At 58.4% G+C, this 21,412-nt stretch carries 20 protein-coding genes and 2 pseudogenes; 13 read left to right on the top strand and 9 right to left on the bottom strand.

Annotated elements, in window-relative coordinates:
- Nucleotides 1–115, top strand: a pseudogene (locus QWJ46_RS28480) (IS481 family transposase); the annotation flags it as partial.
- A gap of 843 nt (nucleotides 116–958) precedes the next feature.
- Here the strand turns inward: QWJ46_RS28480 and QWJ46_RS28470 are convergent.
- Nucleotides 959–1,142 (bottom strand): annotated as a pseudogene (locus tag QWJ46_RS28470) (ABC transporter substrate-binding protein); the annotation flags it as partial.
- Nucleotides 1,143–1,320: 178 nt separating this feature from the next.
- On the opposite strand from QWJ46_RS28470, the gene QWJ46_RS28465 reads away from it, so the two are divergent.
- The gene (locus QWJ46_RS28465; protein WP_302755630.1) at nucleotides 1,321–2,748 is read left to right on the top strand and encodes an aldehyde dehydrogenase family protein; all 1,428 of its coding nucleotides are present in this window, start codon (nucleotides 1,321–1,323) and stop codon (nucleotides 2,746–2,748) included.
- Here QWJ46_RS28465 and QWJ46_RS28460 read toward each other — a convergent pair.
- The gene (locus QWJ46_RS28460; RefSeq protein WP_302755628.1) at nucleotides 2,742–3,671 is read right to left on the bottom strand and encodes a LysR family transcriptional regulator; all 930 of its coding nucleotides are present in this window, start codon (nucleotides 3,669–3,671) and stop codon (nucleotides 2,742–2,744) included. The genes QWJ46_RS28465 and QWJ46_RS28460 overlap by 7 nt on opposite strands.
- Nucleotides 3,672–3,987: 316 nt before the next feature.
- Between QWJ46_RS28460 and argE the strand changes: the two genes are divergently transcribed.
- Genes argE through QWJ46_RS28445 form a run of 3 tightly spaced genes read left to right on the top strand, consistent with a single transcriptional unit; the run spans nucleotide 3,988 to nucleotide 6,428 of the window.
- On the top strand, nucleotides 3,988–5,112 hold the full coding sequence (gene argE / locus QWJ46_RS28455; RefSeq protein WP_302755627.1) for an acetylornithine deacetylase: 1,125 nt from the start codon (nucleotides 3,988–3,990) through the stop codon (nucleotides 5,110–5,112).
- Nucleotides 5,113–5,121: 9 nt separating this feature from the next.
- Nucleotides 5,122–6,045, top strand: coding sequence for a glyoxylate/hydroxypyruvate reductase A (locus QWJ46_RS28450; RefSeq protein ID WP_302755626.1), 924 nt, complete (start codon nucleotides 5,122–5,124; stop codon nucleotides 6,043–6,045).
- 29 nt (nucleotides 6,046–6,074) lie between these two features.
- Nucleotides 6,075–6,428 (top strand): cupin domain-containing protein, encoded by a 354-nt coding sequence (locus QWJ46_RS28445; RefSeq protein WP_184460416.1) that lies wholly within the window; start codon nucleotides 6,075–6,077, stop codon nucleotides 6,426–6,428.
- A 397-nt stretch (nucleotides 6,429–6,825) separates the two neighbouring features.
- On the opposite strand, the gene QWJ46_RS28440 is transcribed toward QWJ46_RS28445, so the two are convergent.
- From QWJ46_RS28440 to QWJ46_RS28415, 6 genes are read right to left on the bottom strand one after another with little or no spacing between them, the layout of a single operon-like run.
- The gene (locus QWJ46_RS28440) at nucleotides 6,826–7,269 is read right to left on the bottom strand and encodes an Lrp/AsnC family transcriptional regulator (RefSeq protein ID WP_125846419.1); all 444 of its coding nucleotides are present in this window, start codon (nucleotides 7,267–7,269) and stop codon (nucleotides 6,826–6,828) included.
- Nucleotides 7,270–7,288: 19 nt separating this feature from the next.
- Nucleotides 7,289–8,074, bottom strand: coding sequence for a homoserine kinase (locus QWJ46_RS28435; RefSeq protein ID WP_302755625.1), 786 nt, complete (start codon nucleotides 8,072–8,074; stop codon nucleotides 7,289–7,291).
- A 29-nt stretch (nucleotides 8,075–8,103) separates the two neighbouring features.
- Nucleotides 8,104–9,501 carry an aspartate ammonia-lyase gene (locus tag QWJ46_RS28430; RefSeq protein WP_302755624.1) on the bottom strand — a complete coding sequence of 466 codons (1,398 nt, stop codon included), beginning with the start codon at nucleotides 9,499–9,501 and terminating at the stop codon, nucleotides 8,104–8,106.
- 11 nt (nucleotides 9,502–9,512) lie between these two features.
- Entirely contained in the window at nucleotides 9,513–10,391 is an 879-nt protein-coding gene (dapA, locus tag QWJ46_RS28425; RefSeq protein ID WP_302755623.1) for a 4-hydroxy-tetrahydrodipicolinate synthase, read from the bottom strand.
- 50 nt (nucleotides 10,392–10,441) lie between these two features.
- Entirely contained in the window at nucleotides 10,442–11,854 is a 1,413-nt protein-coding gene (locus QWJ46_RS28420; protein ID WP_302755622.1) for an aldehyde dehydrogenase family protein, read from the bottom strand.
- Nucleotides 11,854–12,915, bottom strand: coding sequence for a homoserine dehydrogenase (locus QWJ46_RS28415; RefSeq protein WP_302755621.1), 1,062 nt, complete (start codon nucleotides 12,913–12,915; stop codon nucleotides 11,854–11,856). Before QWJ46_RS28415 ends, QWJ46_RS28420 begins: the two co-directional genes overlap by 1 nt.
- A 548-nt stretch (nucleotides 12,916–13,463) precedes the next feature.
- Here QWJ46_RS28415 and QWJ46_RS28410 point away from each other — a divergent pair.
- The 8 genes from QWJ46_RS28410 (at nucleotide 13,464) to QWJ46_RS28375 (ending at nucleotide 20,409) form a co-directional block, all read left to right on the top strand.
- Nucleotides 13,464–14,240, top strand: a complete 777-nt coding sequence (locus QWJ46_RS28410) for an amino acid ABC transporter ATP-binding protein (RefSeq protein ID WP_302755619.1) — start codon at nucleotides 13,464–13,466, stop codon at nucleotides 14,238–14,240.
- A 36-nt stretch (nucleotides 14,241–14,276) separates the two neighbouring features.
- Nucleotides 14,277–15,095, top strand: a complete 819-nt coding sequence (locus QWJ46_RS28405; protein WP_302755618.1) for a transporter substrate-binding domain-containing protein — start codon at nucleotides 14,277–14,279, stop codon at nucleotides 15,093–15,095.
- A gap of 60 nt (nucleotides 15,096–15,155) precedes the next feature.
- Nucleotides 15,156–15,869, top strand: coding sequence for an ABC transporter permease subunit (locus QWJ46_RS28400; RefSeq protein ID WP_302755616.1), 714 nt, complete (start codon nucleotides 15,156–15,158; stop codon nucleotides 15,867–15,869).
- Between the two features lies 1 nt (nucleotide 15,870).
- A complete protein-coding gene (locus tag QWJ46_RS28395; RefSeq protein ID WP_302755614.1) occupies nucleotides 15,871–16,551 on the top strand; it encodes an ABC transporter permease in 681 nt (226 codons plus the stop codon).
- 23 nt (nucleotides 16,552–16,574) lie between these two features.
- A complete protein-coding gene (locus QWJ46_RS28390) occupies nucleotides 16,575–16,928 on the top strand; it encodes a cupin domain-containing protein (protein WP_092754245.1) in 354 nt (117 codons plus the stop codon).
- A gap of 43 nt (nucleotides 16,929–16,971) precedes the next feature.
- Nucleotides 16,972–18,291, top strand: a complete 1,320-nt coding sequence (locus tag QWJ46_RS28385) for an FAD-binding oxidoreductase (RefSeq protein WP_302755609.1) — start codon at nucleotides 16,972–16,974, stop codon at nucleotides 18,289–18,291.
- A 139-nt stretch (nucleotides 18,292–18,430) separates the two neighbouring features.
- Nucleotides 18,431–19,414: a hydroxyectoine utilization dehydratase EutB gene (eutB, locus tag QWJ46_RS28380; RefSeq protein ID WP_184460404.1), complete on the top strand. Its 984-nt coding sequence runs from the start codon at nucleotides 18,431–18,433 to the stop codon at nucleotides 19,412–19,414.
- The gene (locus tag QWJ46_RS28375; RefSeq protein ID WP_302755607.1) at nucleotides 19,414–20,409 is read left to right on the top strand and encodes a cyclodeaminase; all 996 of its coding nucleotides are present in this window, start codon (nucleotides 19,414–19,416) and stop codon (nucleotides 20,407–20,409) included. The genes eutB and QWJ46_RS28375 overlap by 1 nt, the downstream gene beginning before the upstream one ends.
- Before the next feature lie 26 nt (nucleotides 20,410–20,435).
- Here QWJ46_RS28375 and QWJ46_RS28370 read toward each other — a convergent pair whose 3' ends face one another.
- Nucleotides 20,436–21,320, bottom strand: a complete 885-nt coding sequence (locus QWJ46_RS28370; protein WP_302755605.1) for a LysR substrate-binding domain-containing protein — start codon at nucleotides 21,318–21,320, stop codon at nucleotides 20,436–20,438.
- Nucleotides 21,321–21,412: the final 92 nt, after the last annotated feature.

Genomic DNA, 21,412 nt, shown 5'->3' with positions numbered 1-21,412 from the left:
GCCACGATGGCTCCATCGCTACAATTGGCACAGGCCTCACGGAAGCCTAAATTCAAAACCACCAATCAGCAGACTCGCTCTTACCCAGGACAACCTGTTGAGGCTCCACATTTAGAGCCTCGCTTGTTTCGGCTGCGCGACAAAGCAGGTACTATGGTTTGGCGTCCGGAATGGCTGCTTACCGCCCATACAGGAGGTGACTCAGGCGTCCAGCGGAACGTCGGCTTTGGACATTCCGCTCGACCTATCTTAAGGGCCGGAGACGCAAAGCGGCCACCACGACTTCGCTCTGAGTCTGCTTCGGTGCAGAGTTTCGGATGCCGGCCATCCACGTGGTGGGTGGCGCCGAGGCGGCCGTCCGAAGCGAGCCGCTGTTCACGGAGCCTCGTGGACGCCGTGTTGCAAGAATGTTCACGGTCTGGGCTAAAATGATCGCATAAAGTATCGACTGGAAGTGGCTGAGGGTCGACGAACGGAAAAATTACCGAATGCCAAACACATAACTATTTGCGGCGACGGATCTGACGTTCGATTCCTTTCAACTGGACGAAAAGGGAACCGGACGACTAATTCCCACGTCATTGCCTAGTAGGCACAAGGTCACCAGTTGCGGGACCTCTTCGTGTGGCTGAGTGTGGACTCTACTTCAGTTGATCGAAAAACGCGAAATCGTCGGCGCCCGCGTTGGCGCGACCCGCGGCTCTGTAAGCGCCGCCTTAGCTCTCGCTCCCTGCTTCAGAGCATGCTTGACGAGGAGGATGGCGATCGCACGGCTCCCAAAACCAGGGGAACGGCAATAAGCAGGATTATCGGATCACTACGGAGCCCTGCATGGTCCGCTGTCTCATATATAAACTTCAGCAAGCCCGGCAGATAGTAACTGATCGCGATGATTTAGAAGCCTTCGACCACGCACTGGATCTTGACCTGCGTCGCCGCTCGGTCAGCTATTGCCTTGCGCGACGACGATGACGTCGGGATTGGCAGCGATGATGTTTCCCAGCCGAACGCCGGCGAGTCAGCTTCGGTGGTTTAAGGCGTTCGTCCGCCGAGCACGTCGGCAATAAAGCCGGCTGCGCAATATTTCCTCCGAGGTACGCATCGGTAGGTGGCGACGAACTGGAGAACCAGAAAACGTAAGAGCTTCTTGCCAACTTTAGGTGCCGCGGCGCGCAAGGTTCAGCCGGTGTGAGCGCCTTCGTGGTTAACACCTCTCTTAAGCAAACATTCAGTCCTCCTAAATGTCATCTTCCGGTCTTTCCGGGCATGCTTATGCATGGCAGGTCCAATGGCCGCAATGTCGTGAAGCGAGGTGAAATGATGCTGACCGGACGCGAGAGCCAGTTCTACATTGGTGGGAAGTGGCAGGAAGCTGTGGATGTAACCCGTTTGCCTGTGGTCAATCCCACCTCCGAGCAGGTTGTTGGGCAAATTGCTGCGGGCGGTGCTAATCACGTTGATCTCGCGGTTGCAGCTGCCCGCAAAGCATTCCCGGTTTTCTCTCAAGCATCTGTTTCCGAGAGGCTTGGTCTGCTCGGCAGGATGCATTCTCTCCTGAAAGAAAGAGCGGATACGTTCGCGGAAGCGCTCGTCGTGGAAATGGGGGCGGCGATCAGCTTCGCGCGGACATCCCAGGTTCCTTTTGCTGCCGAGCACATCCGTGTCCAGATGGAGATTCTCGAGAAGTACCAATTCACCACGGTTGATGGGCGCACCGCAACCGCGAAGGAAGCGATCGGGGTTTGTGCGTTGATCACACCCTGGAACTGGCCACTTTACCAGATCACGGCTAAGGTCGCTCCCGCGATCGCAGCAGGCTGCACCATCGTCCTCAAGCCCAGTGAGCTGTCACCTTATAGCGCTCTGCTCTTTGCCCAACTGATGCATGATGCCGGCACTCCGCCGGGCGTATTCAATCTGGTCAACGGCACTGGCGAGAGCGTAGGCGCAGCGCTTGCCAGCCATCCGGAGGTCGACATGATTTCGATCACCGGTTCCACACGCGCAGGGGTGCTTGTCGCGCAGGCGGCCGCACCGACGGTGAAGCGGGTGGTGCAGGAACTGGGCGGCAAGTCACCGAACATTTTTCTCGACGATGCCGACTTCGGCGAGGCGGTAGCGAAGGGCGTGCTCGCCGGAATGCGCAATGTCGGCCAGTCGTGCAGCGCCCCGACGCGCATGCTCGTGCCCGCACATCGGCTCGGCGAAGTCGAGGAGTTGGCTAGCGCCACTGCGCGTGCCATCCGCGTCGGCGCGCCGCTTGATCCGGCGACGGACATGGGCCCCATCGCCAATCGTGCTCAGTTCGAGAGGGTACAGGTCATGATCCAGGCCGGTATTGATGACGGCGCCAAACTGCTGTGCGGCGGGTTGGGTCGGCCGGCCGGCCTTGATACCGGCTTTTTCACGCAACCGACAATCTTTTCCGCGGTGACGCCCCAAATGCGGATTGCTCGTGAAGAAATCTTCGGTCCCGTCCTTTCGATCATCCCCTACAAAGACGAGGAAGAGGCAATCGCGATTGCCAACGACACCGTCTATGGATTGGGCGCCCATGTTCAGTCTTCAGACCCGGAGCGGGCACGCCGGGTCGCCACTCGCATCCGTGCCGGTCAGGTCCATATCAACTATCCGGCTTGGGACGGAGCGGCCGCCTTCGGCGGCTACAAACGGTCGGGCAACGGCCGCGAGTATGGCGTATACGGGCTTGAAGAGTATCTCGAAACGAAGTCGATCCTCGGTTATTGACCAGGCTTCTCCGCAGCATCGGCGCTCCAGGGCAGTGGTTTCAGCGACTGACGAAGCATTGTCAGGAAAGCGGCAGTGCGCGCACTTCGTCCGTGCCGCGATCCGAGGATGGCGACGATATCGGCCGACGGCAGCTTCCAATTGGGAAGTACCTGCCTCAGCCGTCCGTCGGCGAGGTCTTCTGCAACGGCCCATTCGGAGCGCATCATGATGCCCTGACCGGCCAGCGCCCAATCCCGAATAACGGCGCCATCATTGCTCGACATAACGGGGTTGACGCGCACTGTGGCACTTTCCTGCCGTGATCCCTTAAACCGCCAGAGCGTTACGTCCTCCTCATTCTCGCGAACGACAAGGCAGCGATGTCGCGCCAGGTCGGCGGGCGTGGAAATGGGCGCAGCCGAAGCGAGGTATTCGGGACTTGCGCACAGAATCCGGTCGTTCGGCGCCAGCGTCGTCACGACTTGATCCAGATGCGCGGACGCCCCGATGTGAACAACTACCTCATAGCTGTCGACGATCAATGCCGTGGGGTGATCGGACAGTTGCAGGGTAGCGGTGGCACCACGATGCTCTCGAGCAAACGCCTCCACGACCGGGGCCACGTAGATCCTACCAAAACCGTGAGGTGCTGCGACCCTGAGGTGCCCGCGGACCGCACCCTTGCGATCAGCCAGGGCTTCGGTAAGCGAGTCTATGGCATCGCTGACGATGACGCTGTGGGAAGCGACCAATGAGCCCTCTTCGGTAAGACGCAGGTGGCGCCCGGAGCGGTCGATCAGCCTTACCCCGACTTTCTCTTCAAGCGCGCGCAGGCGCTGGGTTACCGCCGGAGGGGTGACGTTCAGCTTTCTCGCGCTTTCAGCGAGGGATTTGGAGGTGGTGAGGACCGAAAAGAAGGCAAGATCGTCGGACGTGAGCATTAACCTCTACCTGAAGTGATTATTCATCTGGGATTAATTGTCATCTTTAGGCTTCGGCGACAAGGTGAGATTAGGTTGGAGAACGGATTCATGGAGCTGGCGACGTTGGCTTATCAGCGCGAGGGGCTCGCCTGGGCAGTATTCAGCGGGTGCGGGTGGAAACCGGATACCGAGAATGCGCCGGCCGATTTGGCCGCCCCAGACCGGGAAGGGATCCCCGAACGATGACCCCGCGACCGCTGCTCGAACGGAGCCTGCCATGCGGCCAGTGGGCGCCAGTACGGCGTTGTGCCCTACACGTGATGGAGAACCTGCGATGAATGCTAAGGACATACTGGAGCAGCTGGTCGGTTTTCCGTCCGTCGTCGGGACTCCGAATGGCGACATCGTCACCTGGGTGAAGACCTATCTCGAAAGTCATGGCGCCATCGTGACTGTCTTGCCGGGTCCGGAAGGGGATAGGGCAAATCTGTTCGCCACTATCGGCCCGAAAGATGAGCCCGGCTACATTCTTTCAGGGCATATGGATGTCGTTTCGGCCTCCGAACGGACTTGGACGTCGGATCCCTTCCGCCTGCGGGCTGAGGGAGATCGGCTTTTTGGCAGGGGCGCCTCCGATATGAAGGGGTTTCTTGCCGCCGCGCTTGCCGGACTTCCCGCTATAGCAAAAATGCCATTGAGGCGCCCGATTCACTTCGCCTTTTCGTATGACGAGGAAGCTGGCTGCCGCGGCGTACCGCATATGTTGCAGCAGATCGGGAACCTGTGCGCTCCTCCTTTGGGAGCAATCATCGGTGAACCAAGCAGTATGGTGGCGATCCGCGGTCACAAGGGAAAGGCCGCCGCCCGCATCGAGATCCATGGCACGACCGGTCATTCGTCGCGCCCTGATAAGGGCCTGAACGCCATTCACGCCATGACTGCGGTGATGACTGCGACGCTGAAGACCGTTGATGCCTTGCGAGACAGCGCCTCGGATCAGAGCTTCGAGCCGCCGTATTCTACGCTGCAGATCGGAACGATCACAGGCGGACGCAGCGTCAACATCATCCCGGATGTCTGCATCATGGAATTGGAAGCCCGCGCCGTGCCCGGCGTATCGCCAACAGTTCTCCTGGAACAGATCAAGGCAACGGCCGAGGCTTTGGCGAAAGACGGTTTCCGCGTCACGTGGGAAACCAGCAGCACCTATCCGGCGCTTTCGCTTGATGCGGACAGGCCGCTCGCTCGGCTGATGGAGGAGCTGACCTCAGCGCAGACTTTGGCTGCCGTCAGCTACGGCACCGAGGCTGGACTCTATCAGGCAGCCGGCATCGACGCGATCATCTGTGGTCCCGGGGACATCTCCCGCGCCCACCGTGCTGACGAGTTCATTCGCCTCGACGAACTGGCTGCCTGCGAAGAGATGATCCTGCGGCTCGCCAATACGCTGCAGCAGTAGGAGAGCTTCATGGTTTTCTGGTTCAATTCGGATCGAGAAAGAGGCCGCGTCTTCGCCGAGGCTTTTGCACGCGACCTGCCCGATCTGCCCTTCGTGATGGATATTTCGGATCGCAATCCGGACGGAATCCGCTACATTCTCACGTGGACAGCACCGCCCGATCTCCGTCGTTTCAGGAACTTGAAGGTTGTCTTCTCGATCGGCGCCGGCGTCGATCAGTTCAAGCCAGAATCGCTTCCGCCAAACGTCATGCTCGTCCGGATGGTCGAGGACGGTATCGTGCGGATGATGCAAGAATATGTCACGCTCGCCGTGCTCGTCCTGCACCGCAAGTTGAAGGCCTATATCGAACAGCAGGCTGAAGCCGCCTGGCTCCCACTACCTGTGCGACAAGCTGGCCAGCAGCGGATCGGCATCCTTGGCCTTGGCATGCTCGCCCAGGCCGTTATTGAGCGACTGAAACCCTTCGGCTTTCCGCTTGCGGCCTGGAGCCGCTCGGTACGACAAGTGCATGGTGTTGATTGCTATCACGGGCCGGAGGGGCTTACGCCGCTCCTTGCGCGCACCGACATCCTGATCTGTCTCCTGCCGCTGACCAAAGAGACGCAAGGACTACTCGACGCCGGGGTCTTCGCGACCCTTCCAGCGGGCGCGGCGCTCGTCCACGTGGGGCGCGGCGCGCAACTCGATCATGACGCGCTGCTTGCGGCTCTCGATGATGGACATTTGTCGGGTGCGGTCATCGATGTCACCGAACCTGAACCCCTGCCCCCCGAACATGGTTTCTGGAGGCATCCGAAGATCATCCTGACGCCGCACGTCGCAAGCGTCACGCAAGCAGAGACGGCGGCTGGCGCCGTCATCGACAACATCAAACGCCTTCGCAACGGTCTAGACCCGATCGGGCTCGTCGATCGCGACCGCGGTTATTGAAGCTGCAACCAGGAGAGCAAGGAGAAAATATGTCCCTCCTCAAGACCATAGTACCCAACAGCACGGAAACACCACGTGAGTCAAAGCCGGGCCCGGAACGCCTGATCTCCGGCAATCCTTCTTTCAAGAGCTGGCCCCAGGACGTTGCGCGAGACGACATGATTCACACCGGCGTCTGGGAAGCGACACCGGGCCTGACGCGCTCCGTCAAGGGAGAGACATTCGAATTCTGCCACATCCTTCAAGGCGTCGTGGAAATCACCCCGGATGGCGGTGAACCGGTGACCTACAAAGCAGGCGATAGTTTCGTGATGAAACCGGGATTCATCGGCACCTGGCGCACCGTGGAGACGGTCCGGAAGATCTACGTCACTGTCAACTAACCAGCTCCGCCGCCTCCGGTACGCGAGCGTCGCGACCGACCGGCCTGGACATCAACGTGCCGTAAATCGGCGGAGAAGCGTTACGCTCCGCCGATGTGAGGGCGATGACACGAACTCCGGAGCCGAAGACGTGGGCTTCAACATTTGATCCGCAAGGCAAGTCCGCGTGACGATGACAGGCCATTCGCCGGTCTGGGAGCGTCTTCACTCGAAGCTCCGTCATGTGAACAACAGCTCGAATTGGGCCTGCTCGCCGGAATGATCATCCCTCGCATGGAGCGGATGGTGGCGCAATTTTGCGCGTGCTCATCACGAGCAGCATGGTCCTACAATTGAATTTGGACCCGGGGTTGCTGTTGGGGCGGACACTTGCCCCTTTTTGACCGATCACACCGGATTATCTTCGGATTACAGAGGATAGTGCGAACGCAGTTAGCGTATCGCGCACGCCGGGCATCTCGGCAATCAATTGCCAAATCTGCCGGATGCGGTCGGCCTCGGGGGACTCGACCCGGACGAGGAGATCGAAATCACCGGTCATAACGTCGCAAGCAACGACTTCTGGGATCTTCCGTAGCGCCTGAATGACTTCGCCGCCCCTCATGCGATCGTGACGATAGACGAAAATCAATGCGGTTGTGACGTTTTGGCTATTCCCTCCATCCCCGGTGAGGATTGTATATCCCTTGATGAAGCCTTCTCGTTCGAGACGTTCGATTCGCACCCGCACGGCGTTGCGAGAAAGGTTCACCTTCGCCGACAAATCCGCGTGCGAGATACGGGCGTTGGCCTTCAATTCGACAAGTATCTGTTCGTCAGTTCGATCGAGAAGATATTTCATGGGGATTGAGCCGGGTCGCTTAACCTAGAATGTCGGGGGTTAGGGACCGATAAGCTAACACGGCGATTTCCGGTAGTAATGTTCTTTCCTTCTTGCTCGAAAAACGCCTTGATGTCGAAGCCATTATGAATCCTGGCAGCGCCTTCTTTTCCGCATCAGTCAGGCCGCGGACTCCCTGATAACCGTTCAGCAGCGCTCGCGCCCGCTCTTTGTTCAGCTCTCCGTTGATTTCGCCCGCCCAACCTACAAGCGCATCAGCAAGCTCCGACACGAGCGCATCCTCGTGCCGAAGCCTGAAGTTGATGACCCCGCTGACTTCTTCTCCGAGGAAAAAGACGTTCTCCTGTACCAATGCGCCATGAATTGCGCCAGTGGGAAGATCCGTCGGTTTGCGGTTCGCTTTTCGTTCTAAGACAGTGTGCATTTCAGCCATCACGCGGCCCAGGCTGAGGCATTTTGCCGGGTTTGCAAATGTGGGTGAGGCGCCGGGTACGAAGCTGACGATGGCAACCAATCGACCTGCGGCCCGAGACGTGGCGTGGCCGGCGACAGTGCGTAGCGGCTTCGGGCAGGGGACGCCATGTCGATAAAGAGCCTCCATGGTTTCGAAGGCCCTTTCCAGATCTAAAGGTTGGGCTCCGTTCTCGAATAGCGTAACGATGAATTCGCCTTCCCCAGTCCGAAACAGATAGGTCGTCTCAGAGTCGCCGTCCGCAATGCCAATCACCGACAGAAGCGACGTAAAACCATAAGCCGCGGTAATGAGTTGGCGATCTTCGTCAGACAGCTCGGTAAAAACAGCCATTTCCCACCCTTATGCGGACGATGAACCCATCAGAAATTTGCGAAGGTCGCGCTACCCTCAAAGAGCTCTTCAACTTGACCGGAGGCTAAGATCCCTTCCTCTTCCACGACTTGGCGTAGCCCCCGCCTTTCGGTCAGGGCTTTCTTGGAAAGCTGCGCTGCCTTACTGTAGCCGATAAGCATCGCCAACGGTGTCGCAAGGACAAGAGACTGATCGAGGAGGTCCTTGCAACGGTCGACATCAACTTCAATGCCGGCGACGCACCGCTGCTTAAAAATGTCCATGCCCCGCGTCAACATCCGCATGGACTGTAGGATGTTGAGGATGATTACGGGCTCCATCGCATTGAGTTGCAACTGCCCTGCACTTGCCGCCAGGGTGACAGTGAGATCATTTCCAATAACTTGAAATGCGATTTGGTTCATCATTTCCGGAATGACGGCGTTGATTTTGCCGGGCATAATCGAGGAACCGGCCTGGACGGGCGGAAGTCGGATTTCCCCCAGGCCGCCCCTCGGCCCACTGCTCAAGAGCCGCAGATCATTGCAGACCTTTGTCAGCTTCACAGCAATCCGCTTGAGGACACTGGAGATGGAAACGAAACCACCGGTGTCGGAGGTGGCCTCGATCAGATTTCGAGCTCGAATGAGCTGGATACCGGAAATCTGTGTGAGGTGGATGCAAGCCGCGCCTGGAAAGCCGCGGGGGACGTTGATCGAAGTTCCGATCGCAGATCCGCCGAGATTAACCTCCTTCAACAGCCTGGAAGCGGATTGCAGTTGGTTGATATCTTCGTCGATCAGCTCGGCGAACGCATCAAATTCCTGCCCGACTGTCATTGGGACGGCGTCCTGCAACTGAGTGCGGCCGACCTTCAGCGCGGTCGCATATTCACGGGCCTTGGCGCGGAATGCATCGCGCAGCCCGACCTGGGACTCGATCAGCCCTTCGCAAGCACGAAGAATGGTCAGACGCAGTGCGGTCGGATAGACATCGTTTGTCGACTGGGACAGGTTCACGTCATCATTCGGATGAAGCTTGTCATAGTCGCCCACATTCGCACCGAGCTTCAAGAGCGCCAGGTTCGCAACAACTTCATTTACGTTCATGTTGGTGGACGTTCCGGCGCCACCCTGCATCATATCGACCGGGAAGTTCTCATCAACGCATTTCAACTCGATGAGCTCATCGCAAGCCGCTGAGATCGCCGACGCTTTTTCCGCTGACAGCAGGCCAAGCTCGGCGTTTGCGTAAGCGGCCGCTTTCTTGACCATAGCCATAGACTGAATGAGTTCGGGGAAGTCTTTCAGGCGAAGGCCTGAAACGGTGAAGTTGAGTTCGGCTCGACGCGTATGGACACCGTAGAGAACGTCACCGGGGATAGGGAGGGGGCCGATCAAATCGGTCTCTATGCGTTCAATTCCCATTCGCCGCTCCCCTAGTCCAGAATTCCGGCGTGACGCATGGCATGAGTAATAACCTCTTTAACAGGATGGCTCACCCCTACGAGAGGAAGGCGCAGGTCACCGCGGATTTTCGAGAGTTGCGCCAGCGCGAATTTCACCCCAGCCGGGCTGGTCTCGAGGAATAGCGCGCGATGCAGAGGCATCAGTCGATCTTGAAGAGCCAGTGCCGCCGCGAATTCGCCTTTCAGGCATGCCCGCTGGAAGTCTGCACACAGCCGGGGAGCAACGTTCGCGGTCACGGAGATGCAACCGTGGCCTCCGTGGGCCATGTAGCCCAGCGCGGTGCCGTCTTCGCCGGTGAGGAGATTGAAATCATTGCCGCAGGCCATACGCTCCAGCGACGGTCGCAAGAGATTGCCTGTCGCGTCCTTGACACCCTTGACGTTCGGACAATCTCTGAAAATCCGGGCAAGCGTTTCGACTTCAATATCGATCACGCTCCGACCCGGAATATTGTAGACAATGATCGGAACCGCAGCTTCAGCGTCGATGGCCTTGAAGTGCTGATAGATCCCCTCTTGGGTGGGTTTATTGTAGTAGGGCGCGACGATCAGCAAACCGTCTGCACCGGCCTCCTGTGCGTGCCGCACGAAGCTGATCGCTTCCTCGGTGCTGTTGGAGCCGGCGCCGGCAATAACCGGAACCCGACCATTCGCTGCCGATATCGCGAGTTCCACGACTCGCTTGTGTTCGGCATGGCTGAGGGCCGGGCTTTCCCCCGTTGTTCCGCAGGGGACAAGCCCTGACGTGCCTTCGGCGATCTGCCATTCGATGAGGCTGCGGAGGGCAATCTCATCGACTTTCCCATCGGCAAAAGGGGTGACAAGGGCAGTGATGGATCCTTTGAACATCTTGACTTCCAAAAACGACGATGCGTTCAAATTGGCGCTGGCGCCCGCGATCAGTGCTGCAGCGAGGTGATGCAGACGACCTTCGGCTGGGTCATGTCCTCATAAGCAAAGCGAACGCCTTCGCGCCCCATGCTGCCGTATTTGAATCCGCCAAACGGCATTGCATCGAACCGATAGTCGGACGACTGGTTGATCATGACACCGCCGGCATCGATCCGCTTGGCGGCCTCGAGCGCACTGGCAAGATCGTTGGTAAAGATGCCGGCATGGAGGCTGTATTCCGGCTTGTTAGCCAGCTCTATCGCCTCTTCAAGTTCATCGAACGGCTGCAGTATGACGACCGGGGCGAAGACTTCCTCATTCAGTACGTCGCAGGTGGCCGGCACGTTTTCCAGGACGGTCGGGGGAAAGATCGTGCCGGCTGGCTTGTGACCGCAGAGCAGCGTCGCGCCGGCAGCGATTGCTCGTTCCACCATTGCGGCGGCGTGGTTCACCGCACGTTCGGAGATCATCGGGCCCATGTCAGTCTCGGAGTTCATCGGATCGCCGGTCTTCATCCGGGCGGTTCGCGCCACGAAGTCGGTCTTGAAGCGTTCATAGACCGAGCGCTGTACCAGAATCCGCTGCGTTCCGATGCAATTCTGGCCCGCCGCCCAGAAGGCGCCTGACACGCAATCTTCCACGGCGGCCTGAACATCGCTATTTTCCATCACGATAACCGGCGCATTGCCACCGAGATCCATTGCGAGCTTCTTGATGCCTGCAGATCTTGCAATGGCTTCGCCCGTGACAAATCCCCCTGTAAAGGAGACCATGCGAACGTCTTTTGCCGAAACAAGTGCCTTGCCCAGGTCGGCGGCGCCGACAGCGACCGTGATGACCTCTTCCGGCAAGCCGCTTTCGATCAAGACCTCCACCAGCTTGATGGCCGACAGAGGTGTAAGCTCCGACGGCTTCAGAAGTACCGCGTTTGCGCCGGCAATGGCGGGGCCAAGCTTGTGGGCCACGAGATTGAGCGGGTCGTTGTAAGGCGTGATCGCAGCTATGATCCCTAGCGGCTCCCGTGTGTACCAGCCCTGGCGAGATTCCGATCCAGCATAGGCATCAAACGGAATAACCTCGCCGGCATTGCGCTTGGCTTCTTCGGCGGAGAGTTTCAGTGTGTTGACACAACGTGTCGCCTCCTTGCGGGCCTGGGCAATCGTCTTCCCCGCCTCCCGTACGATCAGGAGCGCAAACTCCTCCTTGCGTTCTTCAATGGTGGCTGCGGCCCTTTCGAGAATTGCAGAGCGCTGGTGGCGGGGGAGCGACCGGGCAATTCGCGCGCCGCGCCTGGCGCGTTCGAGCAACAGGTCCACAGCCTCGGCACTGGTCTCTGGGATCGTGCCTACAAAGCTTCCATCGAACGGATTAGTGACGATAATCTCTTTGGAAGAGGCAGGTTTTAAGGCGAGACCGGGCATCACGCTGCCTCCTTCGCGAAATTTGCCGATTGCGCATTGTGTATAGCCACGATGTCGGACAGCAGTGCGTAGGCGGTTTCGATTCGACCGGCGCCCGGGCCGCTCACGGTGACGGGGCCGAGAAGCCCTGTGTTCAGCGATACTGCGTTGGTAGCGCCGTTGACGCCGGCGAGCGGATGTCCGAGGGCAAGCTGTTTGGGCGCGACACTGCCGGTTATCGTCCCGTCGGCATTGCGAACTGCTGACCCGACCAGTTTCCAACGGCTTTTAGCCTTGGCAGCTGCTTGAATGTCGGAGGGAGAAAGCTTGGAGATGCCGTTGCAGGAGACATCCTCCGGCTTGAGATTTGCTCCCAGCAGCTCATTTGCCAAGATCACGACTTTCAGGCGAACGTCGAAACCCTCGACATCGGCGGTAGGATCGGCTTCGGCATAGCCCAGCGCCTGCGCTTCCGCGACAGCGCTGGCAAAGTCAAGACCCTGCTCCATGCGACCGAGGACGAAGTTCGACGTGCCGTTGAGGATCCCTTCGAACCCTTTGATCTCCGCGCCAGCGAGGGTCTTCTCTGCCATCCTTATGACGGGCGTGCCGCTCATGACGGATCCCTCATACTCGAAATGAACGCTGTTCGCCTCGGCAAGGGCTTTCAGTTCCCGAGCAGCGATTGCAACAGGCCCCTTGTTCGTGGTGACGACGTGCTTGCCCGAGTTCAGAGCCCAACGGCAGTGCGAAACCGCGGGCTCGCCGTCCGTCGGGTTCGTAAATGTCGCCTCCACAACGATGTCGGCAGGCGCCGTCTTGATGATGGCTTCGTTGTCAGCTTCGGCGCTGCCGCCGGAGAGCCCGCCAAAACCGCCCTTCGCGAAATTCGCCTCCACGAGGGTCTTGGCATCCAGACCGTTCGGCGAAATGACGGAACCGAGATAGAGATCGCTGACGGCGACGATGTTCAGGCGGAAACCGAGATCCTGTTCCCACAGAGGATTCTTCGTCGCGATGAGTTCGGCCAAAGCACGGTTGACGCCACCAAATCCGATTAGGGCAATATTGTAGATTTTCATGTGGCTTCCTCCGATGAAGCGATTTATCCGCATATCATCAGATGCAAATCGCTCAGTCGGAACGGTACAAACAGACCAATCTGCCGTGCATTTTGCTCATGATGCCGCCGTGTGAGACCATCTGGATCGAAAAACTCGAACGAACAAATAATCCGGGCCCAGGGCGTCTTCCGCCGTGCTAAGCAGACGATGAGGGGAAGTCGAGTTTACCCGCTGCGAGGGAAAGTTCTCTGCTGACACGCCCGACAAGCGCGCACTTTCCTCTCCAATGAGGCTGCAGCGCGGTAACACGCAGACTCATTCCCCGGTCATGCTCCGGAGGAATCAGTTACCTATTCCCATCTTATCGACGACGTCATTCGATACCGCAATCATGACCCGCCGCAAAATATTTGCGCAACCAAATTGATCTGTATTGACACCAATAATGAGACCAATCTTATTATAACTGCAAGTAAGGTTCAGATTGGTTGCGTTGACGCCAAAGCAACTGACAGGGCCCCCCGCTGTAAAAACCGGTGGCCGTTCGCTTTGGAAAGGTGCAGCGCATGAACGACGTTCTGAAGGTGCATGACCTCACTAAAACATTCGGATCGACGACGGTCCTGGATGGGATCAGCTTCAACATGCGAGAGGGTGAAGTGATCTCGCTGATCGGGTCGTCCGGATGTGGAAAAAGCACCGCACTTCGCTGCATCAATTTTCTGGAGACGCCGACATCGGGTCGGATCGAGTGCATGGGCCAGTCCGTCTCCGTCGTCAATAATGAGCGCGGCGGGAGCCAGATCGTCAACGCTCGCGATATCAGGAATCTTCGCCGACAGATCGGCATGGTGTTCCAGAACTTCAATCTCTGGCCTCATCTGAGCGTCCTGTCCAACGTGACCGAGGCACTCGTTTGGGTGCTGAAACTCGGGAAGAACGACGCCGAAGAGGTAGCGCTCTCGGCCTTGTCGAAAGTGGGCATGGCGAGCTTCCGCGATCGCTACCCGCAGCAGCTTTCGGGCGGGCAGCAACAACGCGTCGCGATCGCGCGTGTTTTGGCAATGAGACCAAAACTGATGCTGTGCGATGAGCCGACATCTGCACTGGACCCCGAGCTCGTGGGTGAAGTGCTGAAAGTCATAAGGGCGCTGGCGGAAGCGGGGGCTACGATCCTCCTCGTCACGCATGAAATGCGGTTCGCACGCGATGTGTCGAACCGGATGATATTCCTGCAAAACGGCCGCCTTGAGCAGGATGACGAACCGAAGGAATTGTTTCGAAACCCGGCGACGGAAGGAGTGAAGCGGTTTCTATCGACAGTGATGGCGGCCAACGCCTGAAAGCGCGCTACAACGAAAACCAAAAGGGGTAACATTATGATCAACAGCAATCTCATCAAGTCAGCATTCGCAACGAGCCTTCTCGTCTGCTCACTGGCAACGGGCGCGTCGGCAAAGGACGGCGTTCTGCGCATCGGGACGGAGGGCGATGCGCCGAAGTTCAGCATGGCCGACCCGAGCGGCAAGGTAACCGGGTTCGACGCCGATATCGCCAACGGCATCTGCGCCGAGCTGAAACTGAAGTGTGAATTCGTCGTGCAGACATTCAGCTCGCTGGTGCCCTCCATGGATAAAGATCGCTTTGACGTCATCATTTCCGGCCTTGGTATCACCGCCGAACGTCAGAAGAAGATCGACTACTCCATCCCCTATGCGACAACACCGCTCTATTTCGCTGTCTCCAAGGACTCCCCGCTTGCAGGGCTCAAGAGCCTCGCTGAAATCGAAAAGGCCCTCCAGGGCAAGAGTGTCGGCGTCGTCACCGGGACGACCTACGCCAGGTTCATGGAGAAGCGGATGCACGGCGCCGATCTTAAGACATACGACGCCGTCACGCAGCTGACCGCCGATCTCGCGAGCGGCCGTATCGACGTCGCCTTGGCGGATTCGCCGACATGGATGGATTTTTTCGCAACGCCCGACGGCGCCAACTTCACCAGGATCGACCTGAAGATCATGGCCATGGATGACCCAGACGTTCTTGGCCATGGCATGGGAGTCGGCATGCGCAAGGGCAATACCGAACTCAAGACCAAGGTCGATGCCGCCCTCTGCAACATGATCAACGATGGCAAGGTCAAAGAAGCCTCGATGCGTTGGTTCCAGGACGACTACACGATTCCCTGCAAGAAGTGATCGTTTCGAACATGAAGCCTGCCTTGGCACGGCCCAGGGCAGGTCACGGGGATTGTGTCCATGTTGGGTGACCTTTGGGTGTTGATGGTGGAGCAAAGTTGGGCGCTGGCTCTGCTGAAAGGAAGTGTCGTCACGATCGTGATCGGTTTGATCGGAATGGCACTCGGTTTTCTCGTTGCAACCCCCTTGGCCATCATGCGCTGGCGGAAGGTCGTGTTCGTCTCGCAACTCGTGGACGGGTACAGCATTCTTGTTCGTGGCGTTCCGGGCCTGCTGGTCATCTATCTCCTGTTTTTCGGGTCGATCGAGTGGGTGAAGGCGATTACGGCTGCGTTCGGCTACCAGGACTCGGCTGATGACGCATACCCCTACCTCGTCGGGGTGATCGCGATCGCGGTCATCTCGTGCGCCTATTCGATCGAAGTCATCCGGGGTGCGCTTCAGGCGGTGCCGTACGGTCTGCTGGAAGCCGCTCAGTCGCTCGCCTTGCCTAGAGGTGTAACGTTTATACGCATCACGTTGCCACTGGCACTGCGGCTGGCGCTTGGCGGGATCAACAACGTCTGGCAGATGACGATCAAGGATACTTCGCTCGTCTCGGTCGTCGGCTTACAGGAATTGATGAGGACGGCTGCCATCGGTGCAGGAATCACGCGATCCCCGTTGCTTTTCTACTGCATCGCTGCGGCGCTCTTCTTCTGCATGACCGCAGTCAGTCAAACCGCGTTTTCCAGCGCCGAACGTGCGCTCGACCGCGGCTTCCGAGGAAGATGACATGGATCTTGGAATAATTGCATATGCCGTTCCGTTCCTTGTCACAGGTGCCAAGACGACGTTGCTGATCGCCGTGTTGGGCGTCGGTATCGGGCTTCCCTTTGGTGTTGCCGTCGGGCTCGCGCGCTGCTCGAGAAGCCGGGTGTTGCGCCGCGTATGCGACGCCTACTGCGCGATCTTCCGCGGCACGCCTATGCTGGTCCAGATCTTCGTCATCTATTACGGCTTGGCCCAGGTGAGTTTTATTCGTCAGAACCCGGTACTGTGGTGGATGATCGGAGATGGGCTGAACGCTGCAATCCTTGCCGTGGTGCTCAACACCGGTGCCTACACGGCGGAGATTTTCCGCACGGCTTTCCTCTCCCTGCCGAAAGGACTTATCGAAGCGGCAGAAGCCTGTGGCATGCACCCGTGGCACGTCTTCAGGAGGGTGAAGTTCCCGCTTGCCGTGCGCCAGGCGCTTCCCGCTTATAGCAGCGAGGCGGCGATCATCGTGAAGGAATCCAGCCTCGCGTCAACGATTACCGTTCTGGAAATAACCGGATATGCGAAGCGGCTCATGAGCGAGACGTTCGCGATCATGGACATCTTCATCGTCACCGCAGCGTTCTATCTCACTATAAACGTCGTCGTCTTGACAGGTTTGAAACTCCTCGAACGGCGCCTGTCGTTTGCCCGATAAGCAGATCCAAGAAAGGTCTTCCAATGTCCAAACTCACTTTCGTCGATTACAACAATCTGCCTGAACCGCGTAAAGGCCAGCCCGCGCCTGAAAGGCTGGTCGAGGGAAATCCGCAGTTTCTCTCCTGGGACATCGCACAGACCGCCGACGGCGTCGTTCGCTCCGGCGTCTGGGAAGCGACGCCCGGCGCATACCGCTCGATCAAGGGCGAAACTTTCGAATTCTGTGTCATTCTGTCGGGTGTGTCCGAATTGATTGAGGATGGCTGTGAGCCGCGACGCATCGTTGCCGGCGACGCTTTCGCCATGCATCCAGGTTTCGTCGGAACCTGGAGGGTGATCGAAACGACGCGAAAGCTTTGGGTCTGCCGAGACTAAGCCAATAATCGATTGAAATCATCTTTCCGGAACTTAAGCTCTCATGGCCCAAGCTCAAGCGCATCCCATTAAATCCACGCCCTACTGGTGGGAGGACAGCACATTTCCTTCCCTGCCATCGCGGAACGTCGAGAAGACATGCGACGTGGCGGTCGTTGGGGGAGGGTACACTGGTTTGTCGGCGGCGCTCGAACTTGCCCGTGCGGGCAAGCATGTCCAGCTGTTCGACCGTCAGGCCCTTGGTCTTGCGGCATCGGGCCGCAACGGGGGCATGTCCAGCGGAAGCATCCGTCCGGGGCGGAAGGATTTGGTCAGGCGGTTCGGGCAGGAGAGGGCGCAAGCCATTCTCCTGGAAGGTAAGGCCGCGCGAGAGGATCTCTGGCGCTTCCTCAGAGACGAGAATGTCGAATGTGACTTCTCGCTGTCTGGCGCCTTCAACGGGGCCATGACGGCTGATCAAGCCGACGAACTCCGTCGTCAGGCAGACTTTCTGCATCAGAATCTCGGCATCGAGGCATATCCGGTGGAAAGGGCCGATGTTCCGAAGTTCATCGGAACTGACCTTTATGTCGGAGGCCTTGTGCGCAAAGACATCGGTGGGCTGCAGCCGGCCAAGCTTCTTGCGGCCATGATCGATCTGGCAAGTTCATCGTCGGCGATCATACATGAAAATACCGCAGTCCTTGGATCGACAAGCGAGGCCGGAGGAGTGCGAATTCAAACGCAGCGCGGAGAGGTTTTCGCCAGAAAGCTTCTTGTCTGCACTGATGGCTACACCGACGGTTTCGACCCGTGGCTCCGTCGCCGACTTGTCCCTGTTCGCAGCAGGATAATCGCGACTGAGCCGCTCGACAGAGAGGTGATGGATCGGCTGATGCCGCCACGCATGATGTATGGCGACCTGCGTAAGCTCAGCTACTATTATCGGCCGTCGCACGATGGATCTCGGATCTTGTTCGGCGGACGCGACGGGACGACTGAAGGAGACTCCGCCGCTCCGATTGAACATCTGCGAAGCGAACTTGCGCGGCTTTTTCCCGAACTCGCAGGAATAGGTCTTACGCACAGCTGGTTCGGCTATGTCGCCATGAACCGCGACATGATCCCGCGCATGTTCTCCCGCGGAAATACAGTCTATGCGACCGGCTATTGCGGCTCCGGTGTCGTGTGGGCCAGATGGCTGGGCAAAAAGGCGGCGTGCAAGATCCTCGGTGACGGGGAACAATCGCGGTCTGCGTTCGATTTCGATGCCGCTCCGAGGGCCGTCCCATTCTTCAACGGCAAACCCTGGTTCATTCCTATCGTTTACTCGATGTATGCGCGGCACGACAAGAAGATGCTCCTCAGACGCCGGAAGGGCTGAGGTTCAGGTGCCATACTCGTTTCTGCAAGTCCGCCACGGCGCCGAAAAAAAGTTCGTGCCGTTCGCTTGCAATCAAGCCCTGCGTTGGCGCTACGCAGCAGACAACAACTGGCAAAGGAGGGAGCCAAGGTGAACAGACATGATTAGTCTGGAAACGATCGAGCAGGCGCGCGAGCGCATCAGCAAGCACATCCGCACCACGCCTTTCGTCATGTCGGCGTCACTGTCCGAACTGGCCGAGACGCAAGTCAGCCTGAAGCTCGAGCATCGCCAGTTGACCGGAAGCTTCAAGCTTCGTGGAGCAACCAATGCAGTGTTGCAGCTCACTCAATCGGAGCGGGATAGAGGCGTTGTTGCGGCTTCCACGGGCAATCACGGACGCGCGCTGTCCTATGCCGCCGACGCGATTGGCTCCCGAGCGACCATTTGCATGTCGCACCTCGTGCCGGAAAACAAGGTGGCTGAAATCCGCCGGCTCGGCGCTCGCGTACGGATCGTCGGGTTATCACAAGATGAAGCGCAGGTTGAGGTTGACCGTCTCGTCGCGGAGGAGGGCCTCAGCATGATCCCGCCCTTTGATCACCCTTGGGTCATCGCCGGCCAAGGCACCGTCGGACTTGAAATCGTCGAGGCGATGCCTGACGTCGCCGCAGTTCTCATTCCCCTGTCCGGCGGCGGTTTGGCGGCAGGTGTCGCGGCGGCTGTCAAGGCGGTGCGCCCGGATGCCAAGGTAATCGGTATAACTATGGAAAAGGGAGCGGCGATGAAGGCTAGCATCGACGCGGGGCACCCGATCCAGGTCGAAGAGCATCGAAGTTTCGCCGACTCGCTCGGCGGCGGCATCGGATTGGCCAATGCCTGGACGTACCCGATGTGCAAAACCCTTCTCGACGACGTGGTGCTCGTCAGCGAGGCCGAGATAGCCGCCGGCATACGTCATGCCTATGCGTATGAGCATGAGATTATCGAAGGTGCTGGGGCAGTCGGCATTGCTGCGCTGCTCTCAGGTAAACTGGCGCAGGTTGAAGGCCCGATCGTAGCCATTCTTTCTGGTGGGAACATTGACATGGCGTTGCACATGAAGGTGGCCAACGGCCTCGACACAATTGGTGAGGGACGCTGATGCCTAAAATAGGGATATTGACCGAGTCAGAGCTTCGAACCATCGTTCCGCTCGACATGGATGCGGTGAATTGCGTTGAAAACGCCTTCCGCGCATTGGCCGTGGAAAACGCGGTTCAGATGCCGCCGATTTTGCGCCTTGACGTGCCCGACAGTAGGGGCGAAGTCGATGTGAAGACGGCTTATATTCATGGTTTGAGCAGCTTTGCCATCAAGGTCAGTCCGGGTTTCTTCGATAATCCGAAGATCGGGCTTCCGAGCACTAATGGTCTGATGGTCTTGCTGTCGAGCAAAACCGGCTTGGTGCAGGCGCTCTTGCTGGACAATGGCTACCTCACCGACGTTCGCACAGCGGCCGCCGGCGCTGTCGCGGCAAACCATCTGGCACGGAAGGACGCGTCGATCGCAACGGTCTTCGGAGCGGGCGTTCAGGCCAGGCTGCAACTCGAGGCCCTCATGCTGGTGAGGCCTATTCGAGAGATCCGCGTTTGGGCGCGTGATTATCGACGGGCGCAAGCGCTTGTTGAGCAGCTCGGAGCCCGACAAAATCTTTCCATTTGCGCATTTCAGGATCCGCATGAAGCGATCACCGGGTCACAGATCGTCGTAACGACAACACCTGCTGACCGACCGATTGTCCATGCGTCGTGGCTCGAACCCGGACAGCACCTGACCGCCATGGGTTCGGACGCAGAACATAAGAACGAGATTGACCCCATCGCTATCAAAGCGGCAGATGTTTACGTGGCTGACAGCCTCAAACAAACGCGAAGACTGGGTGAATTGCGCCATGCCATCGACGCAGGTCTCGTCGCAAGCGATGCTGATTTTCCGGAACTAGGTCAGATCGTTGCAGGCGCCAGACCGGGCCGCAGAAGTGCCTCGGACATCACCATAGCCGATCTTACGGGCACCGGTGTTCAGGATACCGCTATTGCCACGCTGGCGTTTGCGCGCGCCGAAGAACGAAGTGCCGGCACGTTCTTTGAAAGTTGACAGTCGTCGGCTCTTTGCCGCCGACCTCATGACGCAGCATGAAAATCTTCTTGAATGGCGGCGAGAAGCCAAGACACGAATTGATCGATTCCAGCCGTCCTCCTCGCCGATGCCGAACGAATAACGCCGTAATGTGAACCATCAGGGCGAAAGCCGAATGGTGCGGTCAGGCGGCCTTTGCGGATATCGTCAATGGCGATGATCTTTGGGCACATGGCCACACCAAGACCGCTGGCTGCGGCCTCCACCATCAGGAAATGATGGTCAAGAAAGCGCGTCGAGCGCGGCTTCGGCGCGTCCGGATGAGCGGTGGACCACTTCTGCCATCCATCCGGACGGGTCTTTGCAGCAAGCGCGACATAATCGCCGGCAGCAAACCGATCCGTCATGGCAGGATGCATGACAGGACCGACTTCCTCCTCGATCAACCGTTCGACCTGCCAATTCGCATCGATCGCGAAATCAAGCCTGCGGATTGCAAGGGTGATACGGTCGCGCGCAAAATCGAAACCCCCGCCACCGACAGAAAGGTGAAAATCGATTTCGGGATGGCGATCCTGAAATTCCGAGAGGCGCGGGATCAGCCATCGCATGGCGACGGATCGTTCGCATGAAACGACGATCGGCGGTGACTGATCGATTTTGCGGATATCCTCCAGCGCCGCCGAAACGAGGGACAAAGCGTCTGTCGTCGCCTGCGCGAGCCGTGAACCATCTCCCGTCAGCCTTAGGCCACGCCCATCAACTTCCAGCAGACGAATGTCGAGGTGTTCGGAAAGTTTCGAAACGCGCCGGCTGACAGCACCGTGCGTCAAATTTAACTCAGCAGCAGCGGCACGCACGGAACCAAGGCGCGCAACGACTTCAAAGGCACGCAGATCATCGAGGGATGGAATGTCCGAACGCTTCATTGGTGACAAACTATCACCGGTAAGTTTGAAATCATATCAATTTCCATCTCGAAGTACGGAGGATCGGTCGAAGCGGGCGCTCTCCTGAAGCG

This window comes from Rhizobium sp. CBN3 (assembly GCF_030518245.1).
GTDB lineage: Bacteria > Pseudomonadota > Alphaproteobacteria > Rhizobiales > Rhizobiaceae > Rhizobium > Rhizobium aethiopicum_A.
Note: the sequence above shows the minus strand (reverse complement) of the source record. Positions and strands in the feature narration are given on the sequence as shown.

Coding starts and splice junctions, on each gene's coding strand:
- QWJ46_RS28465 (WP_302755630.1), top strand. CDS start 1,321: ATGCTGACCGGACGCGAGAGCCAGTTCTACATTGGTGGGAAGTGGCAG.
- QWJ46_RS28460 (WP_302755628.1), bottom strand. CDS start 3,671: ATGCTCACGTCCGACGATCTTGCCTTCTTTTCGGTCCTCACCACCTCC.
- argE (WP_302755627.1), top strand. CDS start 3,988: ATGAATGCTAAGGACATACTGGAGCAGCTGGTCGGTTTTCCGTCCGTC.
- QWJ46_RS28450 (WP_302755626.1), top strand. CDS start 5,122: ATGGTTTTCTGGTTCAATTCGGATCGAGAAAGAGGCCGCGTCTTCGCC.
- QWJ46_RS28445 (WP_184460416.1), top strand. CDS start 6,075: ATGTCCCTCCTCAAGACCATAGTACCCAACAGCACGGAAACACCACGT.
- QWJ46_RS28440 (WP_125846419.1), bottom strand. CDS start 7,269: ATGAAATATCTTCTCGATCGAACTGACGAACAGATACTTGTCGAATTG.
- QWJ46_RS28435 (WP_302755625.1), bottom strand. CDS start 8,074: ATGGCTGTTTTTACCGAGCTGTCTGACGAAGATCGCCAACTCATTACC.
- QWJ46_RS28430 (WP_302755624.1), bottom strand. CDS start 9,501: ATGGGAATTGAACGCATAGAGACCGATTTGATCGGCCCCCTCCCTATC.
- dapA (WP_302755623.1), bottom strand. CDS start 10,391: ATGTTCAAAGGATCCATCACTGCCCTTGTCACCCCTTTTGCCGATGGG.
- QWJ46_RS28420 (WP_302755622.1), bottom strand. CDS start 11,854: ATGCCCGGTCTCGCCTTAAAACCTGCCTCTTCCAAAGAGATTATCGTC.
- QWJ46_RS28415 (WP_302755621.1), bottom strand. CDS start 12,915: ATGAAAATCTACAATATTGCCCTAATCGGATTTGGTGGCGTCAACCGT.
- QWJ46_RS28410 (WP_302755619.1), top strand. CDS start 13,464: ATGAACGACGTTCTGAAGGTGCATGACCTCACTAAAACATTCGGATCG.
- QWJ46_RS28405 (WP_302755618.1), top strand. CDS start 14,277: ATGATCAACAGCAATCTCATCAAGTCAGCATTCGCAACGAGCCTTCTC.
- QWJ46_RS28400 (WP_302755616.1), top strand. CDS start 15,156: ATGTTGGGTGACCTTTGGGTGTTGATGGTGGAGCAAAGTTGGGCGCTG.
- QWJ46_RS28395 (WP_302755614.1), top strand. CDS start 15,871: ATGGATCTTGGAATAATTGCATATGCCGTTCCGTTCCTTGTCACAGGT.
- QWJ46_RS28390 (WP_092754245.1), top strand. CDS start 16,575: ATGTCCAAACTCACTTTCGTCGATTACAACAATCTGCCTGAACCGCGT.
- QWJ46_RS28385 (WP_302755609.1), top strand. CDS start 16,972: ATGGCCCAAGCTCAAGCGCATCCCATTAAATCCACGCCCTACTGGTGG.
- eutB (WP_184460404.1), top strand. CDS start 18,431: ATGATTAGTCTGGAAACGATCGAGCAGGCGCGCGAGCGCATCAGCAAG.
- QWJ46_RS28375 (WP_302755607.1), top strand. CDS start 19,414: ATGCCTAAAATAGGGATATTGACCGAGTCAGAGCTTCGAACCATCGTT.
- QWJ46_RS28370 (WP_302755605.1), bottom strand. CDS start 21,320: ATGAAGCGTTCGGACATTCCATCCCTCGATGATCTGCGTGCCTTTGAA.